This is a genomic window from Blastococcus sp. URHD0036 (genome assembly GCF_000701365.1).
Lineage (GTDB): Bacteria > Actinomycetota > Actinomycetes > Mycobacteriales > Geodermatophilaceae > Trujillonella.
The window spans coordinates 106174-127431 of sequence record NZ_JNIK01000013.1 but is presented as its reverse complement, the minus strand read 5'-3'; the positions used below and the strand labels follow the sequence as shown (position 1 = coordinate 127431).

Sequence of the window (21258 nt, the reverse complement as noted above, 5' to 3'; positions counted from 1 at the left end):
ATGCCTCTCGCCCTCGTCGCGACGTCGCACTCGCCCCTGATCGGGAGGAACGACCCGGCCCCCGAGGTCCGGGCCGAGGTGGACTCGGTCCTGGGCGCCGCGCGGGACTTCGTCGCCGACTACGACCCCGAGCTCGTCGTCCTCTATGCGCCGGACCACTACAACGGCTTCCTCTACGACATGATGCCGCCGTTCTGCGTGGGTGCCGCGGCGACCGCCGTGGGGGACTACGGGCTGCCGGCCGGGCCTCTGGACGTGGACCGGGACGTGGCGTACGCGCTGGCCCGCGGAGCGCTGGACGCCGGCGTCGACCTCGCCCTGTCTGAGGCGATGCAGGTCGACCACGGGTTCGTGCAGCCGCTGACGTTCCTCTTCGACTCGCTGACCAGCGTCCCCGTCGTCCCGGTCTTCATCAACTGCGTCGCCGAGCCGCTGGGGCCCGCCTCCCGGGCGCGGCACCTGGGCCACGCGATCGGGCAGACCCTCGCCGGGCTCGACCGGCGGGTGCTGGTGATCGGCTCCGGCGGCCTCTCGCACGACCCGCCGGTGCCGCGCCTGGCCGAGGCGCCGCCGGAGGTCGCCCAGCGCCTCACCCACGGGCGCAACCCCACGCCGGAGCAGCGCGCCCAGCGCGAGGGCCGGACGCTCGCGGCGGCCGTCGAGTTCGCCGGCGGCGGCACCGGGCTCCGGCCCCTCAACCCGGACTGGGACGCACTGGTGCTGCGCTCGCTGGCCGCCGGTGACTCCGCGGCCATCGACGAGCAGGACAACGACTGGTTCGTCGCCGAGGGCGGCCACTCCGCCCACGAGGTCCGCACCTGGATCGCGGCCTTCGCCACGCTCGGCGCGGCGGGGCCGTACACCGTGCGCTCCTCGTTCTACCGACCGATCCCGGAGTGGATCGCCGGCTTCGCGACCGTCACCGCCGTGCCGCAGGCGAGCACGGCCCTCTCCGGACAGGCAGCCCGATGAGCATCTGGACCTCGATCAACCACCTCCCGCTGACCCAGCGCTACGTCCAGGTGGGGGAGTGGCGCACCCGCGTCCTGGAGACCGGCGCGGGGCCGGCGCTCGTGCTGATGCACGGCACCGGCGGGCACGTGGAGGCGTTCACCCGCAACCTCGAGGCGCTCGCCCGCGACCACCGCGTGATCGCCTACGACTTCCCCGGGCACGGCTTCACCACCCACGCGGACCGGGACCTGGAGATCGCCGACTACGTCGACCACCTCCGGCAGCTGCTGGACGTGCTCGACGTCCCGTCGGCGCACCTGTGCGGGGAGTCCCTGGGTGGCTGGGTCGCGATCAAGTTCGCCGCTGCCCACCCGGAGCGCGTCGACCGGCTGGTGCTGAACACCCCCGGCGGCACCATGGCCACCCCCGAGGTCATGGAGCGGATCCGCTCGCTGAGCCAGGCGGCCGCGGACGACCCGTCCCCCGAGCGCATCCGGGCCCGCCTGGAGTGGCTGATGGCCGATCCGTCGTCGGTGACCGACGAACTGGTCGACGTGCGGCGCGGCATCTACTCGCAGCCGGGTTTCGCCGACTCGATGCGGCACCTGCTGTGCCTGCAGGACCCCGAGATCCGGGCGCGCAACCTGGTCACCGACGACGAGCTCCGGTCGATCGCGCAGCCCGCCCTGGTGATCTGGACGTCGGACGACCCGTCGGGGCCCGCCGGCGCCGGGATGGCCATGGCGGACACGCTGCCGGCCGGGGAGTTCCGGCTGATCTCCGGCGCCGGGCACTGGCCGCAGTGGGAGCAGCCCGAGGCCTACGACCGGCTGATGGTCGACTTCCTCGCGAGCCGGTGACCGGCGTGGACGCGGACCGGACGGTCGAGGTGTTCCGGGCGCTGGCCCACCCCGTGCGCTGTCGCATGCTGACGCTGATCGCCGGGCACGACGAAGTGCCCCGCGGCGAGCTCGAGGAGTCGATGGGCCTGCCGGCGGACACGGCCAGCTACCACCTCAAGATCCTCGTCACGGCCGACGTCGTGCAGATGCGCCGCAGCGGGCGCAACGCCTTCTACGCGCTGCGGCGCGACGTCCTGGCCGACCTGCAGGACCAGCTCGTCGCGATCGCGCTCGTCAGGCGGGATGCGGGGAGCCGGGGCCGCCCCAGCCGGGAAGCAGCCCGTGCTCGTGGGTCAACCGCGGCAGGTCGATCCGCGTCGTCCTGAGCGCGTCGGCGTCGGGGGACTCGACCAGCCAGACGACACCCGGCCCGATCGCCTCCGGGGGCGACACCGGGGCGCCGGCGTACTTGGCCAGGAACTCGGCGAGCTTCTCCCCGTAGGCGACCATGCCGGGCTGGACGGTGAAGGCCCGGATGCCCCGGTCGCCCAGCTCCGCGTCCAGGATCCGGGCCAGGCGGTCGATCCCGGCCTTGCCGGCGGCGTAGGCGAAGCTCCACCCGGTGGTCGCCACGGAGGCGCGCGGGTCCAGCACCACCACGTTCGAGCTCATGTTCACGACCGTCCCGCCGCCCTGTTCCAGCATCAGCGGCACCGCCCGCCGGCAGAGGAGAGCAGGGGCGACGACGTCGGCCTCCAGGCTCGCGGCGAGCTCGTCCAGCGAGGTCTCGAGCACGACCGTCCGCATCGCCGGACCCTGGTAGACGCCGATGTTGCACAGGACGTCGCAGCGGCCGAACCGGTCGGCGGCCGCCTGGGCGAAGGCCTCGACGGCCCGCCGGTCCGTGAGATCGGCGGCGAGGGGCAGCGCGGCGCCGCCGACCGCGCGCACCTGCTCGGCCACCGCGTCGAGCCGGCCCTGGTCCCGCGAGGTGAGGGCCACGTCGAACCCGGCGCGGGCGAGCTCCACGGCGGTGTTCGCGCCCATCCCGCGGCTGGCCCCGGTCACCCACGCGACCCGTCGCGCGCCCTCGATCGTCATCGGGTGCCGGACCCGCCGTCGATGATGAGCCCGTCGTGCGTCATTCCCACGCTCCCCGGCCGGCCACGGGGCCGGCGACACACTGTTCCTAGCGGCCAGAACGGCGTTCGGACAAGAGCGGGAGCTCGCCGCGGGGCGTCTTGGGCTCGATTTCTGTTCTTGCCCTCCAGAACGATGTTCTGCCACTGTGCTGGACAGGACGCCGGGGAGCCGCCACCGATGGTGGCCGGGTGGACCCGGCCACCAGGAGAGGAGCCCGCAATGGCGTGGGACTTCAGTACCGACCCGGAGTACCAGGAGAAGCTCGACTGGGCCCGGACGTTCGTGAAGGAGAAGGTCGTCCCCCTCGACTACGCCTTCCCGAAGGAGCAGTTCAAGCGCCCGATGAGCCCCGAGCTCAAGGCGATCGTCGACCCGTTGAAGCAGGAGGTGCGCGACCACGGGCTGTGGGCGACGCAACTCGGTCCGGACCTGGGCGGCCAGGGGTACGGGCAGCTCAAGCTGGCCCTGCTGCACGAGGTCATCGGGATCACGAACTGGGGCGCCTCGATCTTCGGCACCATGGCGCCGGACACCGGCAACGCCGAGATCCTCGCCGCCTACGGCACGGAGGACCAGAAGTCGGAGTACCTCCAGCCGCTGCTGGGCGGCGACATCGTGTCGTGCTTCGCGATGACCGAGCCCCTCGGCGGTGCCGACCCCTCGCAGTTCACCACCCAGGCCGTCCGGGACGGCGAGGAGTGGGTCATCACCGGCGACAAGTACTGGGCCTCGCACGCGCGGTGGGCCGAGTTCCTGATCGTCATGGCCGTCACCGATCCCGACGCCCCGCTCACCAGCCGCATGTCGATGTTCATCGTCCCCAAGGACACCCCGGGGATGACGTTCGTCCACCAGACCGGGCTGTGGGGCGACGCCCCGGAGGACGGGGCGCACGCGCTGATCGAGTTCCGCGGCGCCCGGGTGCCGTCCGACTCGATCCTCGGCCGGCCGGGGGAGGCCTTCGCCGTCTCGCAGACCCGGCTCGGCGGCGGCCGGCTGCACGCGGCGATGCGGGCCATCGGCAGCTGCCAGAAGGCCATCGACATGATGGCCGAGCGGGCGCTGTCCCGTCGCACCAAGGGTGAGCTGCTCGCCGACAAGCAGGCCGTCCAGATGGACATCGCCAACTCCTACGCCGAGCTGGCCCAGTTCCGGCTGTACGTCCTCTACACCGCCTGGCAGTACGACCAGACCCACGACTGGCGCGCGATCCGCAAGGACGTCTCGGCGATCCAGGTCCTGGTCGGCAAGGTGATCCACGACATCGGCCGGCGTGCGGTGCACATGCACGGCGCCCTCGGCATCAGCAACGAGCTGCCACTCATGCAGATCCTGCACGGCGGCGAGATCCAGGCCCTGACCGACGGGCCGACCGAGGTCCACCAGGTCGTGCTCGCCAAGCAGGTGCTGCGCGGCTACACGGCGGCCGACCCGACGTGGCCGAGCGAGTTCCTGCCGCACCGCCGCGAGCAGGCGCGCAAGGACCTCGGGCTGGTCTGACGCGACAGCGGGCGGGCGCTCCCCGCGCCCGCCCGCTGTCGTCCCGACAGGAGGAGATGGCGTGCTGGACGAGGTCAGCGGCCTGCTCGGCGGCGAGCCGTACCACGTGCGCATCGTGGTCGAGGACGTCGGCGCAGCGATGGAGGAGTACGGCACGCTGTTCGGGGTCGAGTGGGCGGAGCGCCGCCGGGCCGAGTTCCCGGTCGACCTGCGGGGGACCCGGCGGACGCTGCGGTTCGACACCGTCTACGCCCGCACCGGCCCGGTCCGCATCGAGCTGACGGTGATGAAGCCGGACACCTTCTGGCGGCCCGGCGGCGGCATGCACCACCTCGGCTTCTGGTCCGACGACCCGATGGCCGACAGCCGGCGGCTCGCCGACGCCGGCTACCGACAGGAGGCCCTGCTGTACCCGTTCCCCGGCGACCCGGTCGCACCGGTGGCCTTCAACCGCGGCCCGCAGGGCATCTTCCTGGAGCTCGTCTCCTCCGGGATGCGCGCCGGCATGGAGGCCGGCTGGTCCGCACCGGCCTGAGCGTCAGGAGGCCGCCGCCCCCGCCTCACGGGCGACGATCGCGTCGACGGCGACGAGGTCGTCCGGGGTCAGGTCCCAGTCCATCGCGGCGGCGTTGGCGGCCACCTGCTCGGGCCGGGTGACGCCGGTGAGCACCGAGGCGACCCCCGGCTGGGCGGCGACCCAGGAGAGGGCCAGCTCCAGCAGCGTGTGGCCGGAGTCGGCGGCGAAGGCGGCGAGCTCGTCCACGGTGGCGAGCCGGGCGTCGGACAGCAGCGGCTGCCTCGACATGGCCCCGTCCCGGAGGATCGTCGCCACCAGGGCGTCGGAGGCCAGCCGAGAGCCCGGCGGCGGGGGCAGCCCGCGGGAGTACTTCCCCGACAGCAGCCCGCTGGCCAGCGGGAAGTAGGCCAGGACGGCGGTGTCGCTGCGGGCGAGCGCGCCGAGCAGTTCGTCGGCCGGCCGCTCCAGCAGGCTGAACTGCAGCTGGCAGGAGCGGAAGGGGCGGCAGCCCGACCGGGCCGCGACCCCGGCGGCGTCGTCCACCTGCTCGGCGGTGGCGTTGCACCAGCCGATCTCGCGGACCTTCCCGTCCGTGACGAGCCGCGTCAGCGCCTCCAACACCTCGTCGACCGGGGTGTCCGGGCCGGGGAAGTGCTGCTGGTAGAGGTCGATGCGGTCGGTGCCCAACCGGGTCAGGCTGGCCTCGACGGCGGCGACGATGCGGGCCGCGCCGCGCCGGTCCGGGTCGTCGGCGTCCTCGTCGAGGAACTTGGTCGAGATGACCGCCTCGTCCCGGCGCGAGCCGAGCGCCCGGCCGATCAGCTCCTCGGAGTGACCCTCGCCGAGGAACGACGTGATGCTGTACTCCTCGGCGGTGTCGACCAGGTCCACCCCGGCGTCCAGCGCGGTCCTCAGGATCCGGGTGACGGTGCCGGCGTCGCAGCCCGGACCGAAGAAGTCCGTACCGAAGGTGTTGCCGCCGATGCCGAGGACTGAGACCTCGAGGTCGCCGATCCGTCGTCGTCTCATGCGGGCGCTCTCGTTCAGTCGGTGAGGCGGGCCTGCTTGCGGGCGGTGACCGGCTCGGCGAGCCGCTGCTCGTCGACGATCCGCTGCAGCCCGGCGACGGTCTCCGTGACGCCGGGGCCGAGACGCCGGCCGGGGGTGAAGGTGGCCGGCAGGTGCTTCATCCCGTTGATCGTCCCGGTGGTGTCGTAGTGCACGGCGCCGGACGGGTCGCAGACGAAGTCCGGCATCCGGTCCAGGGCGCCCTTCAGCATCGTCTTGAAGGTCGCGCGGGCGACGTTGGAGCCGATGCACCGGTGGATGCCGAGGCCGAAGCTCGAGTGCCGGTTGCCCTTGCGGTCCAGCTGGATGCTGTGCGGCTCCTCGAAGAGACCGGGATCGCGGTTGGACGTCGCCCAGCCGACCCAGAGCCGCTCGCCCTCCTTGAACTGCTTCCCGTCGATCTCCACGTCCGCGGAGAACGTCCGGCCATCGCCCGGGGCCGGCGTGTAGAAGCGGAGGAACTCCTCGGTCGCGCTGTCGCGCAGGTCGTCCCACTCGCGGACCAGCCGCTCGCGCTGGTCCGGGTTCTCCGACAGCCACTCCAGGGCGTGCGCGGTGAGGGCGGTGGTCGTGTCGAAGCCGCCACCGATGAGCAGCGTGACCTGGGACAGCACCTCCATGTCGTCGGGGGAGTGCCCGCTGATGTCGGCCCTGATGAGGCCGTCGATGAGGCCCGGCCGGGGGGCGACCCGCAGCTCGGCGATGCTCTGCATGGCACGCATGCCCATCTGCATGCCGAGCTCGCGGACCCGGCCGATGTCCGGGTCGTCGGGGTGGGTGTAGACGGTCGCGTGCGACGGCTCGCAGTAGACGACCCAGTCCTCGAGCGGCAGGCCCAGCATCGCCATCGTCAGCACCGCCGGGACGATGTTGGCCAGGTCGTCGACGAAGTCGATCCGCCCCGACTCGATGTGGTCGTCGATGCACGCGCGCACGAGCTCGTCCATGACCGGCTGCCACCGGGCCACGGCGGCCGGGGACAGGTAGGGGTTCATGACGTTGCGGTAGTACCGCTGCTCCGGCGGGTCCATCTCGAGGATGCCGCCGCGCACCACGCGCTGCTCCCGCGGCGGCGGCGGGATCGAGATCCCGTCGTAGCCCTTGCGCTCCAGGTGGATGTCGTTGTCGTTGGAGAGGACGTCGGCCCGACGGACGATGTCGAAGACCTCCTTGTTCCCCGTGACCATCCAGTAGCCGCCGTAGGTCTCGTTCCACGCGATCGGGGCGTTCGCCGGCAGCTCGTCGGCGAGCTCCCGGAACGCCGTCCGCCAGACCGTGCTGTGCCGGTCGACGTCGATCCGCGGCTGCCTGCGCGCCTCGTCGTCCACGGAGCCGGGGTCGATCTGGTCGATGCTCATGGCTGTCTCCAACTCTCGATGACGGGTGGGCTCAGCTGAGTGCGACGGCCTGCTCGGGGCAGGTCCGCGCCGCCTCCCGGGCGGCTTCCTCGCGCCCCGGCGGGACGGCGTCGACGGCCGCGGCGGCGTGCCCGTCCTCGTCGCTCAGGACGAAGAGGTCGGGCGCGGTCATCGCGCACAGCGTGTGTCCCTGGCAGACGGTCGAGTCGACGGTGACCTTCACGGCGGGCTCCTCGCGGGATGGGGACGACGGACCGAGCTGGTGCCGAGACGAGCAGGCCGGCCGGAGGGCGCACGGCGCCGCTCCGGCCGGTGGGGAACGCGGCCCGGTGTGGCCCAGGTCTCTCGACGTCGGGGAGCATGCCAGAACAACGTTCTGGATAGCCAGAGTCGGCGTGAGGGAAGTCAGATCCGATGCGCCGGGCGGTCGGTCGACGTCATCAGGCCGCCCGCTCTGCCACGGTGCCCCTGGGCCCTTGCTCTGCCACGTGAGCTGCATTACCTTGGCCATGCAGATGTCGCCCAATGGTGTGCAAATAGCGAGAGGATCGCCGTGGCCTTCAAGGAGTTCGTCGTGTCGGGGGACGCGCACATCATCGAGCCCGTCGACCTGTTCAAGACCCGGCTGCCCGTCCACCTGCGCGAGCGCGCGCTGTGGGAGGAGGAGTTCTCCCTCGACGAGCCGATCGTCCCGGGGGGTCACACCGAGTTCAAGAAGCTGCACACCATCGGCTTCGACGGCTGGACGATCTCGAAGTACCGGCAGAAGGGCGGCCCGACCCCGGACGGGGAGCCCGAGCACATCATGCGCGACATGGACCTCGACGGCGTCGACGCCGCGGTGATGTTCCCGAACCTGTCGCTGTTCGTGCTCTTCACCGACGACCACGAGCTCTCGATGGCGCACGCTCGCGTCTACAACGACTGGGTCGCCGAGCGGTACCTGCCGTACGGCAACCGCATGGTCCCGACGGCGGCCATCCCGCTCACGCACATCCCTGACGCGGTCGCCGAGATCGAGCGCGTGGCCCGGCTGGGCTTCAAGGCCGTCCTGCTGCCCGAGGTCCCGCCGATGCCCTACTGGTCGCGCGAGTACGACCCGGTGTGGGCGGCGGCCCAGGCGCACGGCCTGCCCGTCTTCTTCCACGTCGCCACCGGTGGCGTGAAGGTGGACGAGGGGCAGTCCCAGACCGCCAGCACCGTCAAGGGCCTGATGATGGCCGTCAACATGGGCAAGGGTCAGCTGACCGACCAGATGGCGACCCAGCGCACGCGGGGCGGCGGCAACACCGGTGCGGCCAGCCCGCAGAACATCATCGCCGCCCTGATCAGCAGCGGCGCCTGCGAGCGCTTCCCGAACCTGCACTTCAACCTGGTCGAGTTCAGCGCCGGCTGGCTGGTGTCCTACATGGGTTTCATGGACCGGGCCTGGCGCAAGGGCACCGGGCAGGACGAGAACTGGTGGCTCGGCTTCTGGGACGACTCGCGCCCGCCGACCGACCAGCCCACGATGGGCCGCCTGTTCAACATCAACACCAAGTGGCCGCTGCCGCTCAAGCCCAGCGAGTACGTGCAGCGCCAGATCCACGTGCAGTTCGCCGACGACCCGACGGCCGTCAAGGCCCGCCACATCACCGGGCTGTCGACGATCATGTGGGGCAACGACTACCCGCACGCCGAGGGCACCTTCCGCGAGAGCGCGGACTGCATCGCGGAGAACTTCGAGGGTGTGTCCGACGAGGACCGCGCCGCCATCCTCGGCGGGACGCTCGCCGGGGTCGTCGGCCTCGACACCAGCAAGAAGCTGGCGCCGGCCCCGGAGCCGGCGTCCGTCTGACCGGCTGACATGCCCGCCACGGCGGGTGGGAACCGCCCCGGATCCGAGGACCACCTCGGGCCCGGGGCGGTTCGTCGCCGTGCCCGGGAAGCGGTGCCCGTCGCGCCCTCCGGCGAGGCGGCGGCGGCGCCTTGACGGTGCCCGGCACGTCTGTCAGATTGAATTAGACCAACCGGTCGGTACGGAAATGCCGCCTCGATGACAGCGCTGCTGTCCGGGTGCGCACATCGACGCAGATGTGGGGCGAGGACGTGGCAGCTCGGAGGAGTGCAGCGGTTCCGGAGGGCGGGCGCAGCGGCGCAGCCCCGGGGGGCGGCGCGTGAGCGAGCCCCGCGTCCCACCCCTCCCGGTCGACCAGTGGGGTCCGGAGGTGCTCGCCGCCGTGCGCGTGCTGCGGCCTCCGAGGGACGAGCCCCTCGCGCGGACGGGCGACGGGGCGCCGACGGCCGAGGCGGCCGCGGCCGCCGCTGACGAGGCGAAGGCCCGACGGCGCAGCCGCAAGCCGGGCAACCTGATCGGCGTCCTCAGCCAGCACCCGGATCTCATGGCGGGCTGGTTCCACTTCCAGAACCACCTCTTCACCTCCACCCTGTCGCCGCGCGTCCGCGAGATGGTCACGGTGCGGACCGCCTGGTTGCGGCGCAGCGAGTACGAGTGGGCCCAGCACGTGGCCATGGCGCGACGCCTGGGGATCAGCGAGGAGGAGATCGCCGCGCTGGAGGAGGGGCCCGACTCCCCGGTCTGGGACGCCACCGACGCCCTCGTGCTGCGCGCGGTCGACCAGCTGTGCGCGACCCGCTACGTCAGCGACGACGTGTGGGCGGCGCTGTCGGAGCGCCTCGACCGCCGGCAGGTGATGGACCTCGTCTTCACCGTCGCCGCCTACGACGCGCTCGGGTTGGCCCTCGAGAACTTCGGCGTCGAGCTCGACGACGGCGCCCAGGGGTTCGCGCCGGAGGAGCGTCGATGACCCCTTCTGGCGCGCGGGACACCTCCCCGGCGCACGTCCCCCTCCCGACGACCGCTGACAGCACGACTGGAGCCGACGCATGACCGACGTGACCGCGATCGACCACTTCACCGACCAGGCCACGGCGCTGGACCCCTACGCCTACTACGACGCCCTCGTGCGCGCCGCCCCGGTGTACATCGAGCCGCGGTACGGCTGCGCCATCGTCTCCGGGTTCGAGGAGGCGCTCGCGGTCTGGCGGGACCCCGACACCTTCTCCTCGGCCAACATCGTCGCCGGGCCCCGATCGCCCTTCCCCGCGGACGTCGAGGTGTCCGGTGACGACATCACCGCCCTCGTCGAGGAGCACCGCTCGGCGTGGCCGCAGTCCGACCAGATCGTCGCCTGGGACCCGCCCCTGCACACGGCGCACCGCGCCCTGCTGATGGGGCTCATCACCCCCAAGCGGCTGCAGCAGAACGAGGAGTTCATCTGGCGGCAGACGGACCGCCAGCTCGACGTGGTCCTCGCCGAGGGCACCTGCGAGTACATCGACGAGTACGCCCAGCCCTACACGTTGCTGATCATCGCCGACCTGCTCGGGGTGCCCGAGTCCGACCACCAGCGGCTGCTCTCCCTGGTCGGGATGGGTGGCGGCGGAGTCGTGGGCAGCACCGAACTGCACGACAAGTCGGCCCACCACTCGCTGGCCCCCCTGTACGACTACTTCGTCGCGGCGATCGAGGACCGCCGGCGCGAGCCGCGCAGCGACGTCCTCACCGGGATGGCCCAGTCGACGTTCCCCGACGGCACCGTGCCGGAGCCGATCGAGGTCGCGCGCATCGCGTCCAACCTCTTCGCCGCCGGCCAGGAGACCACCGTCCGGCTGCTGGGCACCGCCCTGCAGATCATCGCCGAGGACCCCGAGCTGCAGAAGGCGCTGCGCGCCGACCGTGCGCTGATCCCACGCTTCCTCGAGGAGGTGTTGCGGACCCAGGGGCCGATCAAGGGCGCCTTCCGCCTCGTCCGCAGGACGACGACCCTCGGCGGCGTCGAGCTGAAGGCCGGCACGCGCGTCTTCCTGGCGAACGGGGCGGCCAACCGCGACCCCCGCCAGTTCGAGGACCCGATGGAGTTCCACCTCGAGCGGCCCAACGTCCGGCGGCACGTGGCCTTCGGCCACGGCGTGCACACCTGCCCGGGGGCGCCGCTGGCGCGCTCGGAGGTCCGCATCTCCATCGAGCGGCTGTTCGACCGGACCACGGACATCGCCATCTCCGAGGCCCACCACGGCCCGGCCGGCGCGCGCCACTACGACTACATGCCGACGTTCATGTTCCGCGGCCTGATGACGCTGCACCTCGAGTTCACCCAGTGACGGCGACCGACCGAGGAGGGCCGGTGACCCTGGACATCCGTGTGGACCGCGACCTGTGCATGGGGTCGGGTCAGTGCACCATCTACGCGCCGCGGACCTTCGCCCAGGACGACGCGACCATCGCCTACGTCCTCGACCCGGACGGCGGCACCGAGGAGGAGGTCCGGGACGCCATCTCGGCGTGCCCGACCGGGGCCCTCAGCGTGGCCGGCGAGGACGACGACTGAGCCTCCCGAGGGCCCTTGCGGGCGCCGGGACCGCTGCCTACTCTCGCCTGTAGCTATCTATGAACATTGCTGTGCAAACTGCGAACGCAGATCCCCGGAGCGGTGAGGGCGTGCGATGCGACAGACCTACGACGTGGTGGTCCTCGGATCGGGAGCGGCGGGGCTGACCACGGCCCTCGCGGCGGCTGTGGAGGGCGGCAGTGTCGCGCTCTTCGAGAAGGCGGAGCTGCTCGGCGGGACGACGGCGCTGTCCGGCGGAACGATCTGGTTCCCCGACAACCAGCCGGCCCGCGCGGCGGGGATCGAGGACTCCCGCGAGCGCGGTCTGGAGTACCTGGCCAGCCTGTCCAACGGGCTGATCCTCCCCGAGCTCGCCGAGGCGCTGGTCGACGGCGGCCCGCAGTTCGTCGACTTCCTCGAGGCGAACACCGAGCTGCGGCTGCGCCTGGTGGAGGGCTATCCCGACTACCACCCGGAGCACCCCGGTGGCATGCCCGGCGGGGGCCGCTCGATCGAGCCGGACTTCTTCTCGTTCGTGGGCATGGAGGAGTGGGTCGACCGCATCGCCGGTGACGTCCGCCGGATGCTCATCGCCGAGACGCCGCTGGGCGGGGGGACCGGCTCGCTGACGCCGGAGGTGCTCGCCGAGCGTGAGGAGGCCCGGCTCGAGGGCCTGGGCCGGGCGCTCGTCGGCGGCCTGCTCAAGGCGTGCCTGGAGCGGGGTGTGCACATCGCGACCCGGACCCGCGGCCTGCGCCTGCTGACCGAGGACGGCGCCGTCACCGGGGTCGAGGTCGAGGACGCCGACGGCGTGCACGGCCTCCGGGCCGGCGCCGTCGTCCTGGCGACCGGCGGTTTCGAGTACGACCGCGCCCTGGTCCGCGACTTCCTGCGCGGGCCGCTCACCGAGCCGTTCGGTGCGCCGACCGACACGGGCGACGGTCTGCGCATGGCCATGCGCATCGGCGCGCAGCTGGGCAACATGCGCGAGGCCTGGTGGTCGCCGATCGTGCTGTCGCCGGGGACGCGTCGCGACGGCGGGCGCAACGGCCTGCTCGCCTCGCGGGAGCGGGCGCTGCCCGGCGCCATCATGGTCAACCGCTACGGCCGCCGCTTCGCCAACGAGGCCGCGAACTACAACGCCATCGGCGGCGCCTTCCACCGGCTCGACGAGTCGAAGCTGGACTACCTCAACGTGCCGGCGTACATGGTGTTCGACCGGTCCACCGTCGACCGGTTCGGCGTCCTCGGCGGTGCCCCGGGCGCCGAGCTGCCGGCCTGGGTGACCCGCGCCGACACGCTGGAGGAGCTCGCCGAGGCCCTCGGGGTCCCGGCAGGCGAGTTCCGCGCCACGGTCGACCGGTTCAACGAGAACGCCCGTGCCGGGGTCGACCCGGACTTCGGTCGGGGGGAGAGCGCGTTCGACCGCTTCCCCGGCGGCCGGATGGGCGACCCCGACTCGCCGTTCTCGACGCTGGGCCCGGTGGAGACCGGCCCGTTCTACGGCGTCGAGGTGGCGATCTCCGCGCTGGGCACCAAGGGCGGCCCGCGCACCGACCGCGAGGGGCGGGTCCTCGACGTCGACGGCGACGTCATCGGCGGGCTGTACGCGGCCGGCAACGCGATGGCCAGCCCGGCCGGCATGGTCTACGGCGGCGCCGGGGCGACGCTCGCGGTGGCCGGCGTGTGGGGCCTCTACGCCGGGCGGGCCGCCGTCCGCGACCGCGCGGCCGTCGCCGCGGCGGGCACCCCGTGACCACGTCCCCGAGCCCCTGCCGCCCGCTCATCGCGCAGGCGCGTGCGGGCGCTCCCCGAACCGAGACCGAGAACCCGTCCGGAGGACAGGAACAGTGACCGACACACTGCAGCAGAGCACCCAGGACCTCGCGTCGCAGGCCGCGTCCACCGACGACGTGGCCGCCGTCGCCGCCGCCTGGGTCGCGGCCCTGGGGGCGGCGCTCGAGCGCGGGTCCGCCCCGGAGCTCGAGGCCCTGTTCGCGGAGGACGCCTCCTGGCGGGACTTCATGGCCTTCACGTGGGACTTCAGCCACAAGATCGGCCGGGCGGAGCTGGTCCCGCGGCTGCTGGAGCTCGCGAAGGCGGCCGAGGCCCGGGACTTCCGGCTGAACACCGACCAGCCGGCCTTCGTCTTCAACGGCGAGATCGCGGCCTTCTTCGACTTCACCACCAGGGACCGGGTGGACCGGGGCCACGTCCGGCTCAGCACGGCGACCGGGCGCCCGCTGGCGACCGTGTTCCAGAGCCAGGTGGAGGGGCTGCAGGGCCACCCCGAGCGGATCCGTCACCACCGCCCGACCGGGAAGGTCCACGGCAACGTCCCCAACCGCACCCGCTGGAGCGCCGACCGGCAGAAGCAGCTGGCCTTCGAGGACTCCGAGCCGGCGGTGCTCGTGCTCGGCGCCGGGCACAACGGGCTGTCCATCGCCGCGCGGCTGCAGGCACTGGACGTGCCGACGCTGGTGATCGACCGCGAGGCGCGGGTCGGGGACACCTGGCGCAAGCGCTACGCCTCGCTCGCGCTGCACAGCAGCGTGTACGGCGACCACCTGCCCTACCTGCCGCTCCCGCCGACCTGGACCGAGCACACGCCGAAGGACAAGTTCGCGGAGTTCCTCGAGTCCTACGTGACGCTGCTGGACCTGAACGTGTGGACCTCGACCACGTTCGTCAACGCGCACTACGACGAGTCGGCCCAGCGCTGGACGGTCCGCGTCCGCCGGGAGGACGGCTCGATCCGGGAGCTGCACCCGCGGCACTTCGTCGTCGCCGCCGGCCTCTACGGCAACCCCCGGATCCCCGCGATCAAGGGGCTGGAGACCTTCACCGGCGTGTACACGCACTCCGACGCGTTCCAGGACGGCGACCGCCACCCGGGCAAGACCGCCCTCGTGGTCGGAGCCGGTGTGAGCGGCCACGAGATCGCGCACGACCTCGCCGAGCACGGCACCGACGTGACGCTGCTGCAGCGCAGCTCCACCTACGTCGTGGACTTCCCGACCTACCACAAGATCTGGGCCGGGCTGTTCCACGAGGACACCACCGTGCCGCCGGACTACGCCGACCAGATGGCCTATGCGCTGCCGAACGCGCTGTCCGACGAGCTGCAGAAGAAGCTGGTGAAGCTGGCGGCGAAAGATGACCAGGAGCTGCTCGACGCGCTCGTGGCCCGCGGCTTCAAGCTGGACTGGGGTGCCGACGGCGGGGGGATCTACGGCTCCATCGCGGTCGGCAAGGACAGCTACCACATCAACATCGGCGCGGCCCAGCTGATCGCCGACGGGACGATCAAGGTCAAGCAGGGTGTGGAGCTCGTCGAGATCCGGGACGGGCGGACCGGCGTCTTCAGCGACGGCTCCGAGCTGCAGCTGGACCTCATCGTCTTCGCGACGGGCTACGACTGGCTGTGGGCGTCCATCCGGCCCACCCTCGGCACCGCGGCGGCGAGGATCGACAAGGCCTACGGCCGCGCGGCGGACGGCGAGTACGCGAACACCTGGCGGCGATCGGCCCAGCCGGGGCTGTGGTTCGGCACCGGCTTCATCCGGATGGCGCGCTACTACTCGAAGTTCATGGCGCTGCAGATCAAGGCCATCGAGGAGGGCATCGAGCCCGTCGACCCCGGCGAGGACCCGGCGTGGGCCGCGCGGGCCGGCTTCGCGCCGCACGACCGCGCGGACTCCGACGCGGTGACCCCGGCCCTCGGCTGAACCGGGCCCGGGGTGTCCGCGCCGGTCGGCGCGGACACCCCGGGACCGCCGTCAGGACGGCAGGTCCGGCGGGACCCAGGCGGGTGGGCGCTTCTCCATGAACGCCCGCATGCCCTCGCGCGGCTCCGGGGACTCCGCGAGCGCGGCGAACATCGTCAGGTGGTCGGTCGGCGGGTAGTGCTCGTTGAGCATCCGCTTGACCTGGGCGCGCGCTGCCGGGGCGGTCCGCAGGACCTGGGCGACCGCCTCCAGCGCCGCCGTCCGCAGGGCGTCGTGCGGGACCACCCGCGAGATCAGCCCGAGCCGCAGGGCCTCGGCCGCGTCGAACCGGCGCGCCGAGAGCAGCAGGTCGCGCGCGACGGCGACGCCCACGTGCGCGGGCAGCGTGGCGGCGAACGTGGCGTCCGGGATGCCGCGCAGCAGCTCCGGGACGCGGAACGTCGCCCGGTCACTGACGACCGCGATGTCGGCCATCATCGCGACGAGCAGGCCGCCGCCCTGGCAGATGCCGTTGACCGCGGCGACCACCGGCGCGCGGCTGTCCCGGATCGCCGTGAAGGGCAACGTGTCCGGACCCATCGCCGGCACCGGCTGTTCGCCCTCGGCCGATCCGCCGCCGAGGTCGCCGCCGGGAGCGAAGACGTCTCCGGTGCCGGTGATGACCAGCGCCGCCAGGTCCGGGTCGGCGTCCACCAGGTACACGGCCCGCTTGATCCCGTAGTACATGGCCGACGTCAGGGCGTTGCGCGAGGCCGGGCGATCGATCACGCACCAGGCCACCGGCCCCTCGCGGGTCAGCCGGAGGAAGGGCGTGCCCAGGTCGTCGCTCACGACCGCTGCAGGTCCCCGGCGTCGTCGTCGCCGGTGACGCGTCCGGTCTCGACCGGGAGGAAGTTCGGGTCGTGGCTGGGCGTGCCGACCAGTCCCGTGGCCGCCTCGTCGTCGCCCCGGTGAGCGGTGTGCGCCGCGTGCTCCTCGGCGAGCCGGTCGGCCTCCACCGGGAGGAAGTTGGGGTCCTGACCGCCGGCGGTCACCAGCCCGGCGAGCTCCGCCGCCTCGGCGTCGCTGATCGGTGCGCTGCCCAGCGACGCCACGACCTGCGGCAGGTCGACGCTGGTGCGGATCCCCGGCGCCGCGGCGCGCACCGCCGCGATGGCGTTGACGGCGCGGTGGGCGGTGTAGCCGGGGGAGTACTCGGCCATCCGCTCCGGGGGGACGTCGAACTCGAGGCGGACGTCGAGAGGCGTGTCGCCGGCCATCTGCACCCGCCAGCCCGTGGCCTGCATGTCCCAGTCCGCGTCGATCTCCGTCGTGCAGATCCAGTTGGCCCGGAAGCGGATGAGTTCGACGCCGTCGCGCATCCCGGAGATGACCGTCCGCTGACCCGCGACGGTGCCCGCGGCGACGGTGCCGGCCGCGATCTGCACGTCGCGCGTGGCGAGCGCCAGCTCCTCGGTGGCCTCGATGCTGTCCAGCGGCAGCCCCAGGGCCTCGGCGGTGACGCGCAGGGACGGCCCGAACGCCGCCGCGAGGTGCGCGGCCCGCTTCTTCCCCAGCTCCTCCGGCCGCTTGCCGAAGCCCATGATGTCGAACAGCAGCGCGGGGGAGTTGCGCTGCTCGAGGTTCGCGTACTCGTCGATGGAGAGGTGGTCCAGCCGGCGCACGATCGAGGTCAGCACCAGGGGGATGGCCTCGGTGATGAACCCGGGGCTGCTGCCGGTCGCGTGGATCGAGGTGCCACCCTCCGCGCATGCCTGCTCGACGCGGGCGCGCACGTCGGGGGCGAGGCTCGCGGGGTGGTGGAACTCCCCGCGCGTGGTGACGACGTCCTTGCCGGACGCGAGCAGCCGGCAGACCTCGTCGAAGTCGCAGCGCAGCGGCATGTACAGCGCGACGTCGGCGTCGAGGGCCACGATCGCGTCGGCGTCGTCGGTGGCCAGCACGCCCGTCGTGGTGCCGCTGCCCGCCAGGTCGCCGGCGTCCCGGCCCACCTTGTCGGGGTTCGTGACGTACACGCCCGCCAGTTCCAGGTCGGGGTGCGCCAGCACCGCGCGCAGTGCGCGGGAGCCGATGTTGCCGGTCGCCCACTGGACCACGCGGATGGGTCGGGGGGTGCTCTCGTCCATGTCTCTCCTCGCTGCGTTGCGATGACTGACGACGGGGGGACCCCCGGACGCCTCGAGCTCAGACCAGGTAGCGCCCGCCGTTGGGGCTCAGCGTCTGGCCGGTCACGTAGCCGGCCTCCTCCGAGGCGAGGAAGGCGACGGCGTGCGCGACGTCCTCCGGGGTGCCGGCCCGCTTCATCGGCATCATCGCGGCCACGGCCTGGACGTCGCCGAGCGTCTGCCGGGTCAGCGGGGTGTCGATGAAGCCCGGCGGCACGTGGTTGACCGTGATGCCCTTGGCCACGTACTCCATCGCCAGCGCCTTCGTCAGCCCGATGACGCCGCCCTTGGAGGCGACGTAGTGCGCCATCTTGGGCGACCCGGTCTGCGCCGACGACGACGAGATGTTGACGATGCGGCCCCAGCCGGCCTCGAGCATGTCGGGGACGAGCGCCTGGGTGACGAGGAACGGCCCCTTGAGGTTGATCCGGATGAGCCGGTCCCAGGCCTCCTCGGACAGGTCGGTGAAGCGGACGGTCTCGTTGATGCCGGCGTTGTTCACCAACACGGTCACCGGGCCCAGCTCGGTGTGGGTGCGCTCGACGGCGGCCCGAACCTGGACGGCGTCGGCGGCGTCGCCACCCACGGCAACGGCCCGGCCACCCGCGTCGCGGATCGCGGTGGCGGTCGCCTCGGCACCCGGCAGGTCGAGGTCCCAGACCGCGACGGCGGCACCGTGCTGCGCGAGCACGACGGCGATGGCCTGCCCGATACCGCGGCCGCCGCCGGTGACGACCGCGACCTTCCCGTCCAGCGACATGTGCGCTCCTCGTCTGTGTGGTGCAAGGGGGGCCGGCCGCGGGATCCTCCCGTGCCGGCGGCGTGCGCGGCCGCCGTGCCCAGGGCAGGCACCGGTACCACGGGCGGTCGGCTGAAATTAGAACAAGCGGTCGGTACAGGCAATGGGCCCCGGTCGCCTCCTCTTGCGCCGACGGGCCGTTGCCCGCGGGCGACGGTCTGGCCTAGCCTGTAATTGGACCGATCGGTCGAAACACTGGTTCCGTCGCGGTGCTGCGGCGGGATGGGAGCGGAGGACAGATGACTGGACCGTCGACGGGTGCGGCTGGGGTCGACCCGGGGGACACGGTCGACGTCCTGGTCATCGGTGCCGGTGTCACGGGCATCTACCAGCTGCGGCGGGCCCGGGAGGCCGGCTTCTCGGTGACCCTCCTCGAGGCTGCCGACGGCCCGGGTGGCGTCTGGCACTGGAACCGCTACCCGGGCGCCCGGTTCGACTCCGAGAGCTGGTCCTACGGCTTCCTCTTCTCCGAGGAGCTGTGGCAGGAGTGGGAGTGGTCGGAGCAGTACGCGGGTCAGCCGGAGATCGAGGGGTACTTCGAGTTCGTGCTCGACCGGTGCGACATGCGCCGGTCCATCGAGTTCGGCGCCCGCGTGACCTCGGTGGTGTTCGACGAGGCGACCGGCACCTCCACCGTCGGGACGGCGGACGGCCGGACCTGGCGCGCCCGCCACGTGGTGGCCGCCAGCGGCAACCTCTCGGTGCCCTTCATCCCGGCCATCGAGGGGCGGGACCGCTTCCGGGGGCCGCAGCACCACACCGGCCTCTGGCCCAAGACGCCCGTCGACTTCCGGGGCAAGCGCGTGGCGCAGATCGGCACCGGTTCCAGCGGCGTGCAGATCGTGCCGGCGATCGCCGACGAGGTCGCGAACCTGACCGTCTACCAGATGAACGCCGACTGGGTGACGCCGCTCAACAACCGGCCCATCCCGCCCGAGGAGCAGGCCGACCTCAAGGCCCGGTTCGCCGAGATCGTCGCCGCGCTCGACGCCTCGCCCAGCGGCTTCATGCACACGCCGATCGGCCGCAAGTCCGTCGAGGACACCCGCGAGCAGTGGCAGGAGGTCTTCGAGCAGATGTGGAACAGCTCCGGCTTCCGCAAGCTCACCGAGAGCTACTTCGACCTGTTGTTCAACCCCGAGGTCAACGCCGCCTGGTGCGACTACATGGCCGCGAAGATCCGCAGCATCGTCGCCGACCCGGTCACGGCGGAGCGGCTGATCCCCAAGGACAGCGGGTACGGCGGCCGCCGTCCCCCCTTCGGCACGGGCTACTTCGAGGCCTACAACAACCCGAACGTCGACCTGGTCTCCCTGCGCGAGACGCCGATCCTGCGGATCACCGAGACCGGCATCGAGACCGGTGAGGGCCACCGCGAGTACGACGTGATCATCTGGGCGACCGGCTACGACTTCGGCACCGGCGCCCTCAACCGGCTCGGCGTCCGCGGCCGGGACGGTCTGCCGCTGGAGGAGCACTGGGCCGACGGCCCGCACACCTACCTTGGCATCATGACCGCCGGCTTCCCGAACTTCTTCTTCCCCGGCGGCCCGCACGGTGCGCAGGGCAACAACCCGCGCTACGCCGGCGACCAGGTCGACTACGTCATGGACGTGCTGCTGCACGCGCGCGAGCACGGGCAGGACGTCGTCGAGGTCGACGAGGCGGCCGAGGAGAAGTGGACGACGATGATGAACGACAGCTCGCGGATGTCGTCGTTCCTCGACAGCAGCTACTTCTACGGGGCCAACATCCCCGGCAAGCCCGTCCGGCAGCTGCTGAACCCGACGGGGCGCCCGACCCTGCGCAAGCTGATGGCGCGCGACGCCGAGGCCGGGTTCCCGGCGCTGACGTTCACGAAGGTGCAGGTCCCCGCCGTCTGAGCTCGCGCCCCTGACCGGGCCGCGGGCTCGGTCAGGGGCGTCAGGGCGAGAGGGTCAGCACGCGGCGGGTGAAGCGCCAGCCCTCGTAGGTGCGGCGCAGCGTGTCGTCGTACCGGCCAGTGAGCTGCACCCGCCAGCCGCTCTTCCCGCGGTGCAGGAAGGCCAGGTCGCTGACCGCGGTGACCTCGTCCTCGGACGCCGGCGTGACCACGGTGTTGGCCACCAGGTGCAGCTGCGGAGCGGAGGGTGCGAAGGCCGCGTAGCCCTCGCGGATGGCGTCGCGGCCGGTGAAGGCGGAGCTGCCCACGATCTCGGCGACGCCGTCGGGGGTGAAGAGCGCGGCGAGGTCGTCGGTCCGCCCGGCGTCCAGCGCCTGGGCGTACGCGGCGACGGCGTTGAGCACGGCCGCCGAGACCGACGGGTCGAGCGGGAGCGTCACGGGTCCTCCGGGTGCGGGTGCGGGTCAGAAGGAGAAGGTCGTGCTGCGCCGGTGCAGCTTCCAGGCGCCGTCGGTCAGCCGGAACGTGTCCTCGTAGTGGCCGACGACCTGCACGGCCCACCCGGCCTCACCCCGCTGCACCATCGCGACGTCGCTGGTGGCGGTCGCCTCGCCCGGCCCGCGGGGGCGGACGAGGACGTTGCCGACCAGGTGCAGTTGCGGGGCCTTCGGCGCCCAGGCGGCGAAGGCCTCCCGGAGCGCCGCTGCGCCGGCGACCGGCTCCATGCCGGGGAGCTCGAGGACGGCGTCGTCGGTGTAGAGCGCCGCCAGCTCGTCGGGCCGGCCGGCGTCCTGCGCCCGGGACAGCGCCGCGATCGCAGCGCGCACCCCCGCGTCGATGGCCGCGTCCTCGGTCGCCGTCATGCCGTCTCCGCTCAATTGACCGATCGGTACAAGAATCCATAGTATCCG

21 protein-coding genes are annotated in these 21258 nt (G+C 72.4%); 12 read left to right on the top strand and 9 right to left on the bottom strand.

Annotated features, from left to right (window positions below; translation table 11 throughout):
* The 3 genes from N555_RS0110235 to N555_RS26790 are packed head-to-tail and all read left to right on the top strand — an operon-like array spanning window position 1 to window position 2182.
* Window positions 1-972 (top strand): 3-carboxyethylcatechol 2,3-dioxygenase, encoded by a 972-nt coding sequence (locus tag N555_RS0110235; protein ID WP_029431395.1) that lies wholly within the window; start codon window positions 1-3, stop codon window positions 970-972.
* Window positions 969-1814, top strand: a complete 846-nt coding sequence (locus tag N555_RS0110230; RefSeq protein WP_029431394.1) for an alpha/beta fold hydrolase — start codon at window positions 969-971, stop codon at window positions 1812-1814. The genes N555_RS0110235 and N555_RS0110230 overlap by 4 nt, the downstream gene beginning before the upstream one ends.
* A gap of 5 nt (window positions 1815-1819) precedes the next feature.
* Entirely contained in the window at window positions 1820-2182 is a 363-nt protein-coding gene (locus tag N555_RS26790; protein ID WP_156036308.1) for an ArsR/SmtB family transcription factor, read from the top strand.
* Here N555_RS26790 and N555_RS0110220 read toward each other — a convergent pair.
* Complete coding sequence (locus N555_RS0110220) at window positions 2091-2897, bottom strand: SDR family NAD(P)-dependent oxidoreductase (RefSeq protein WP_051683933.1); 807 nt, start codon at window positions 2895-2897, stop codon at window positions 2091-2093. The genes N555_RS26790 and N555_RS0110220 overlap by 92 nt on opposite strands.
* A gap of 261 nt (window positions 2898-3158) precedes the next feature.
* On the opposite strand from N555_RS0110220, the gene N555_RS0110215 reads away from it, so the two are divergent.
* Together N555_RS0110215 and N555_RS26785 are read left to right on the top strand one after the other, a co-directional pair.
* Complete coding sequence (locus N555_RS0110215) at window positions 3159-4439, top strand: acyl-CoA dehydrogenase family protein (protein WP_029431391.1); 1281 nt, start codon at window positions 3159-3161, stop codon at window positions 4437-4439.
* A gap of 61 nt (window positions 4440-4500) precedes the next feature.
* Window positions 4501-4974: a VOC family protein gene (locus N555_RS26785; protein WP_051683932.1), complete on the top strand. Its 474-nt coding sequence runs from the start codon at window positions 4501-4503 to the stop codon at window positions 4972-4974.
* Window positions 4975-4977: 3 nt separating this feature from the next.
* Here N555_RS26785 and N555_RS0110205 read toward each other — a convergent pair whose 3' ends face one another.
* Genes N555_RS0110205 through N555_RS0110195 form a run of 3 tightly spaced genes read right to left on the bottom strand, consistent with a single transcriptional unit; the run spans window position 4978 to window position 7605 of the window.
* Window positions 4978-5985, bottom strand: a complete 1008-nt coding sequence (locus N555_RS0110205) for an aldo/keto reductase (protein ID WP_029431389.1) — start codon at window positions 5983-5985, stop codon at window positions 4978-4980.
* A gap of 14 nt (window positions 5986-5999) precedes the next feature.
* A complete protein-coding gene (locus N555_RS0110200; protein ID WP_029431388.1) occupies window positions 6000-7382 on the bottom strand; it encodes a cytochrome P450 in 1383 nt (460 codons plus the stop codon).
* A gap of 31 nt (window positions 7383-7413) precedes the next feature.
* The gene (locus tag N555_RS0110195) at window positions 7414-7605 is read right to left on the bottom strand and encodes a ferredoxin (RefSeq protein ID WP_029431387.1); all 192 of its coding nucleotides are present in this window, start codon (window positions 7603-7605) and stop codon (window positions 7414-7416) included.
* Window positions 7606-7935: 330 nt separating this feature from the next.
* Between N555_RS0110195 and N555_RS0110190 the strand changes: the two genes are divergently transcribed.
* From N555_RS0110190 to N555_RS0110165, 6 genes are all read left to right on the top strand, one after another.
* Window positions 7936-9219, top strand: a complete 1284-nt coding sequence (locus tag N555_RS0110190; protein ID WP_034509718.1) for an amidohydrolase family protein — start codon at window positions 7936-7938, stop codon at window positions 9217-9219.
* A 319-nt stretch (window positions 9220-9538) separates the two neighbouring features.
* The gene (locus N555_RS25840; protein ID WP_156036307.1) at window positions 9539-10189 is read left to right on the top strand and encodes a carboxymuconolactone decarboxylase family protein; all 651 of its coding nucleotides are present in this window, start codon (window positions 9539-9541) and stop codon (window positions 10187-10189) included.
* A 79-nt stretch (window positions 10190-10268) separates the two neighbouring features.
* Entirely contained in the window at window positions 10269-11546 is a 1278-nt protein-coding gene (locus N555_RS0110180) for a cytochrome P450 (RefSeq protein ID WP_029431384.1), read from the top strand.
* A 23-nt stretch (window positions 11547-11569) separates the two neighbouring features.
* The gene (locus N555_RS0110175; protein WP_051683930.1) at window positions 11570-11773 is read left to right on the top strand and encodes a ferredoxin; all 204 of its coding nucleotides are present in this window, start codon (window positions 11570-11572) and stop codon (window positions 11771-11773) included.
* Between the two features lie 115 nt (window positions 11774-11888).
* On the top strand, window positions 11889-13529 hold the full coding sequence (locus N555_RS0110170; protein ID WP_029431382.1) for an FAD-dependent oxidoreductase: 1641 nt from the start codon (window positions 11889-11891) through the stop codon (window positions 13527-13529).
* Between the two features lie 94 nt (window positions 13530-13623).
* On the top strand, window positions 13624-15501 hold the full coding sequence (locus N555_RS0110165) for a flavin-containing monooxygenase (protein ID WP_081866121.1): 1878 nt from the start codon (window positions 13624-13626) through the stop codon (window positions 15499-15501).
* Between the two features lie 51 nt (window positions 15502-15552).
* On the opposite strand, the gene N555_RS0110160 is transcribed toward N555_RS0110165, so the two are convergent.
* From N555_RS0110160 to N555_RS0110150, 3 genes are read right to left on the bottom strand one after another with little or no spacing between them, the layout of a single operon-like run.
* Window positions 15553-16332: an enoyl-CoA hydratase/isomerase family protein gene (locus tag N555_RS0110160; protein ID WP_029431380.1), complete on the bottom strand. Its 780-nt coding sequence runs from the start codon at window positions 16330-16332 to the stop codon at window positions 15553-15555.
* The gene (locus tag N555_RS0110155) at window positions 16329-17627 is read right to left on the bottom strand and encodes an NAD(P)H-dependent amine dehydrogenase family protein (RefSeq protein ID WP_156036306.1); all 1299 of its coding nucleotides are present in this window, start codon (window positions 17625-17627) and stop codon (window positions 16329-16331) included. Before N555_RS0110155 ends, N555_RS0110160 begins: the two co-directional genes overlap by 4 nt.
* Window positions 17628-17685: 58 nt before the next feature.
* Window positions 17686-18426: an SDR family NAD(P)-dependent oxidoreductase gene (locus N555_RS0110150; RefSeq protein WP_029431378.1), complete on the bottom strand. Its 741-nt coding sequence runs from the start codon at window positions 18424-18426 to the stop codon at window positions 17686-17688.
* Window positions 18427-18704: 278 nt separating this feature from the next.
* On the opposite strand from N555_RS0110150, the gene N555_RS0110145 reads away from it, so the two are divergent.
* Window positions 18705-20348, top strand: coding sequence for a flavin-containing monooxygenase (locus N555_RS0110145; RefSeq protein WP_034509715.1), 1644 nt, complete (start codon window positions 18705-18707; stop codon window positions 20346-20348).
* Between the two features lie 40 nt (window positions 20349-20388).
* Here the strand turns inward: N555_RS0110145 and N555_RS0110140 are convergent, their stop codons facing one another.
* A complete protein-coding gene (locus N555_RS0110140) occupies window positions 20389-20787 on the bottom strand; it encodes a nuclear transport factor 2 family protein (protein ID WP_029431376.1) in 399 nt (132 codons plus the stop codon).
* Window positions 20788-20811: 24 nt separating this feature from the next.
* Window positions 20812-21210, bottom strand: coding sequence for a nuclear transport factor 2 family protein (locus N555_RS0110135; protein ID WP_029431375.1), 399 nt, complete (start codon window positions 21208-21210; stop codon window positions 20812-20814).
* Between the last annotated feature and the right edge of the window lie 48 nt (window positions 21211-21258).

Coding starts and splice junctions, on each gene's coding strand:
- N555_RS0110155 (WP_156036306.1), bottom strand. CDS start 17,627: ATGGACGAGAGCACCCCCCGACCCATCCGCGTGGTCCAGTGGGCGACC.
- N555_RS0110235 (WP_029431395.1), top strand. CDS start 1: ATGCCTCTCGCCCTCGTCGCGACGTCGCACTCGCCCCTGATCGGGAGG.
- N555_RS0110230 (WP_029431394.1), top strand. CDS start 969: ATGAGCATCTGGACCTCGATCAACCACCTCCCGCTGACCCAGCGCTAC.
- N555_RS0110180 (WP_029431384.1), top strand. CDS start 10,269: ATGACCGACGTGACCGCGATCGACCACTTCACCGACCAGGCCACGGCG.
- N555_RS0110205 (WP_029431389.1), bottom strand. CDS start 5,985: ATGAGACGACGACGGATCGGCGACCTCGAGGTCTCAGTCCTCGGCATC.
- N555_RS0110150 (WP_029431378.1), bottom strand. CDS start 18,426: ATGTCGCTGGACGGGAAGGTCGCGGTCGTCACCGGCGGCGGCCGCGGT.
- N555_RS0110200 (WP_029431388.1), bottom strand. CDS start 7,382: ATGAGCATCGACCAGATCGACCCCGGCTCCGTGGACGACGAGGCGCGC.
- N555_RS0110135 (WP_029431375.1), bottom strand. CDS start 21,210: ATGACGGCGACCGAGGACGCGGCCATCGACGCGGGGGTGCGCGCTGCG.
- N555_RS0110145 (WP_034509715.1), top strand. CDS start 18,705: ATGACTGGACCGTCGACGGGTGCGGCTGGGGTCGACCCGGGGGACACG.
- N555_RS0110220 (WP_051683933.1), bottom strand. CDS start 2,897: ATGACGATCGAGGGCGCGCGACGGGTCGCGTGGGTGACCGGGGCCAGC.
- N555_RS0110170 (WP_029431382.1), top strand. CDS start 11,889: ATGCGACAGACCTACGACGTGGTGGTCCTCGGATCGGGAGCGGCGGGG.
- N555_RS0110215 (WP_029431391.1), top strand. CDS start 3,159: ATGGCGTGGGACTTCAGTACCGACCCGGAGTACCAGGAGAAGCTCGAC.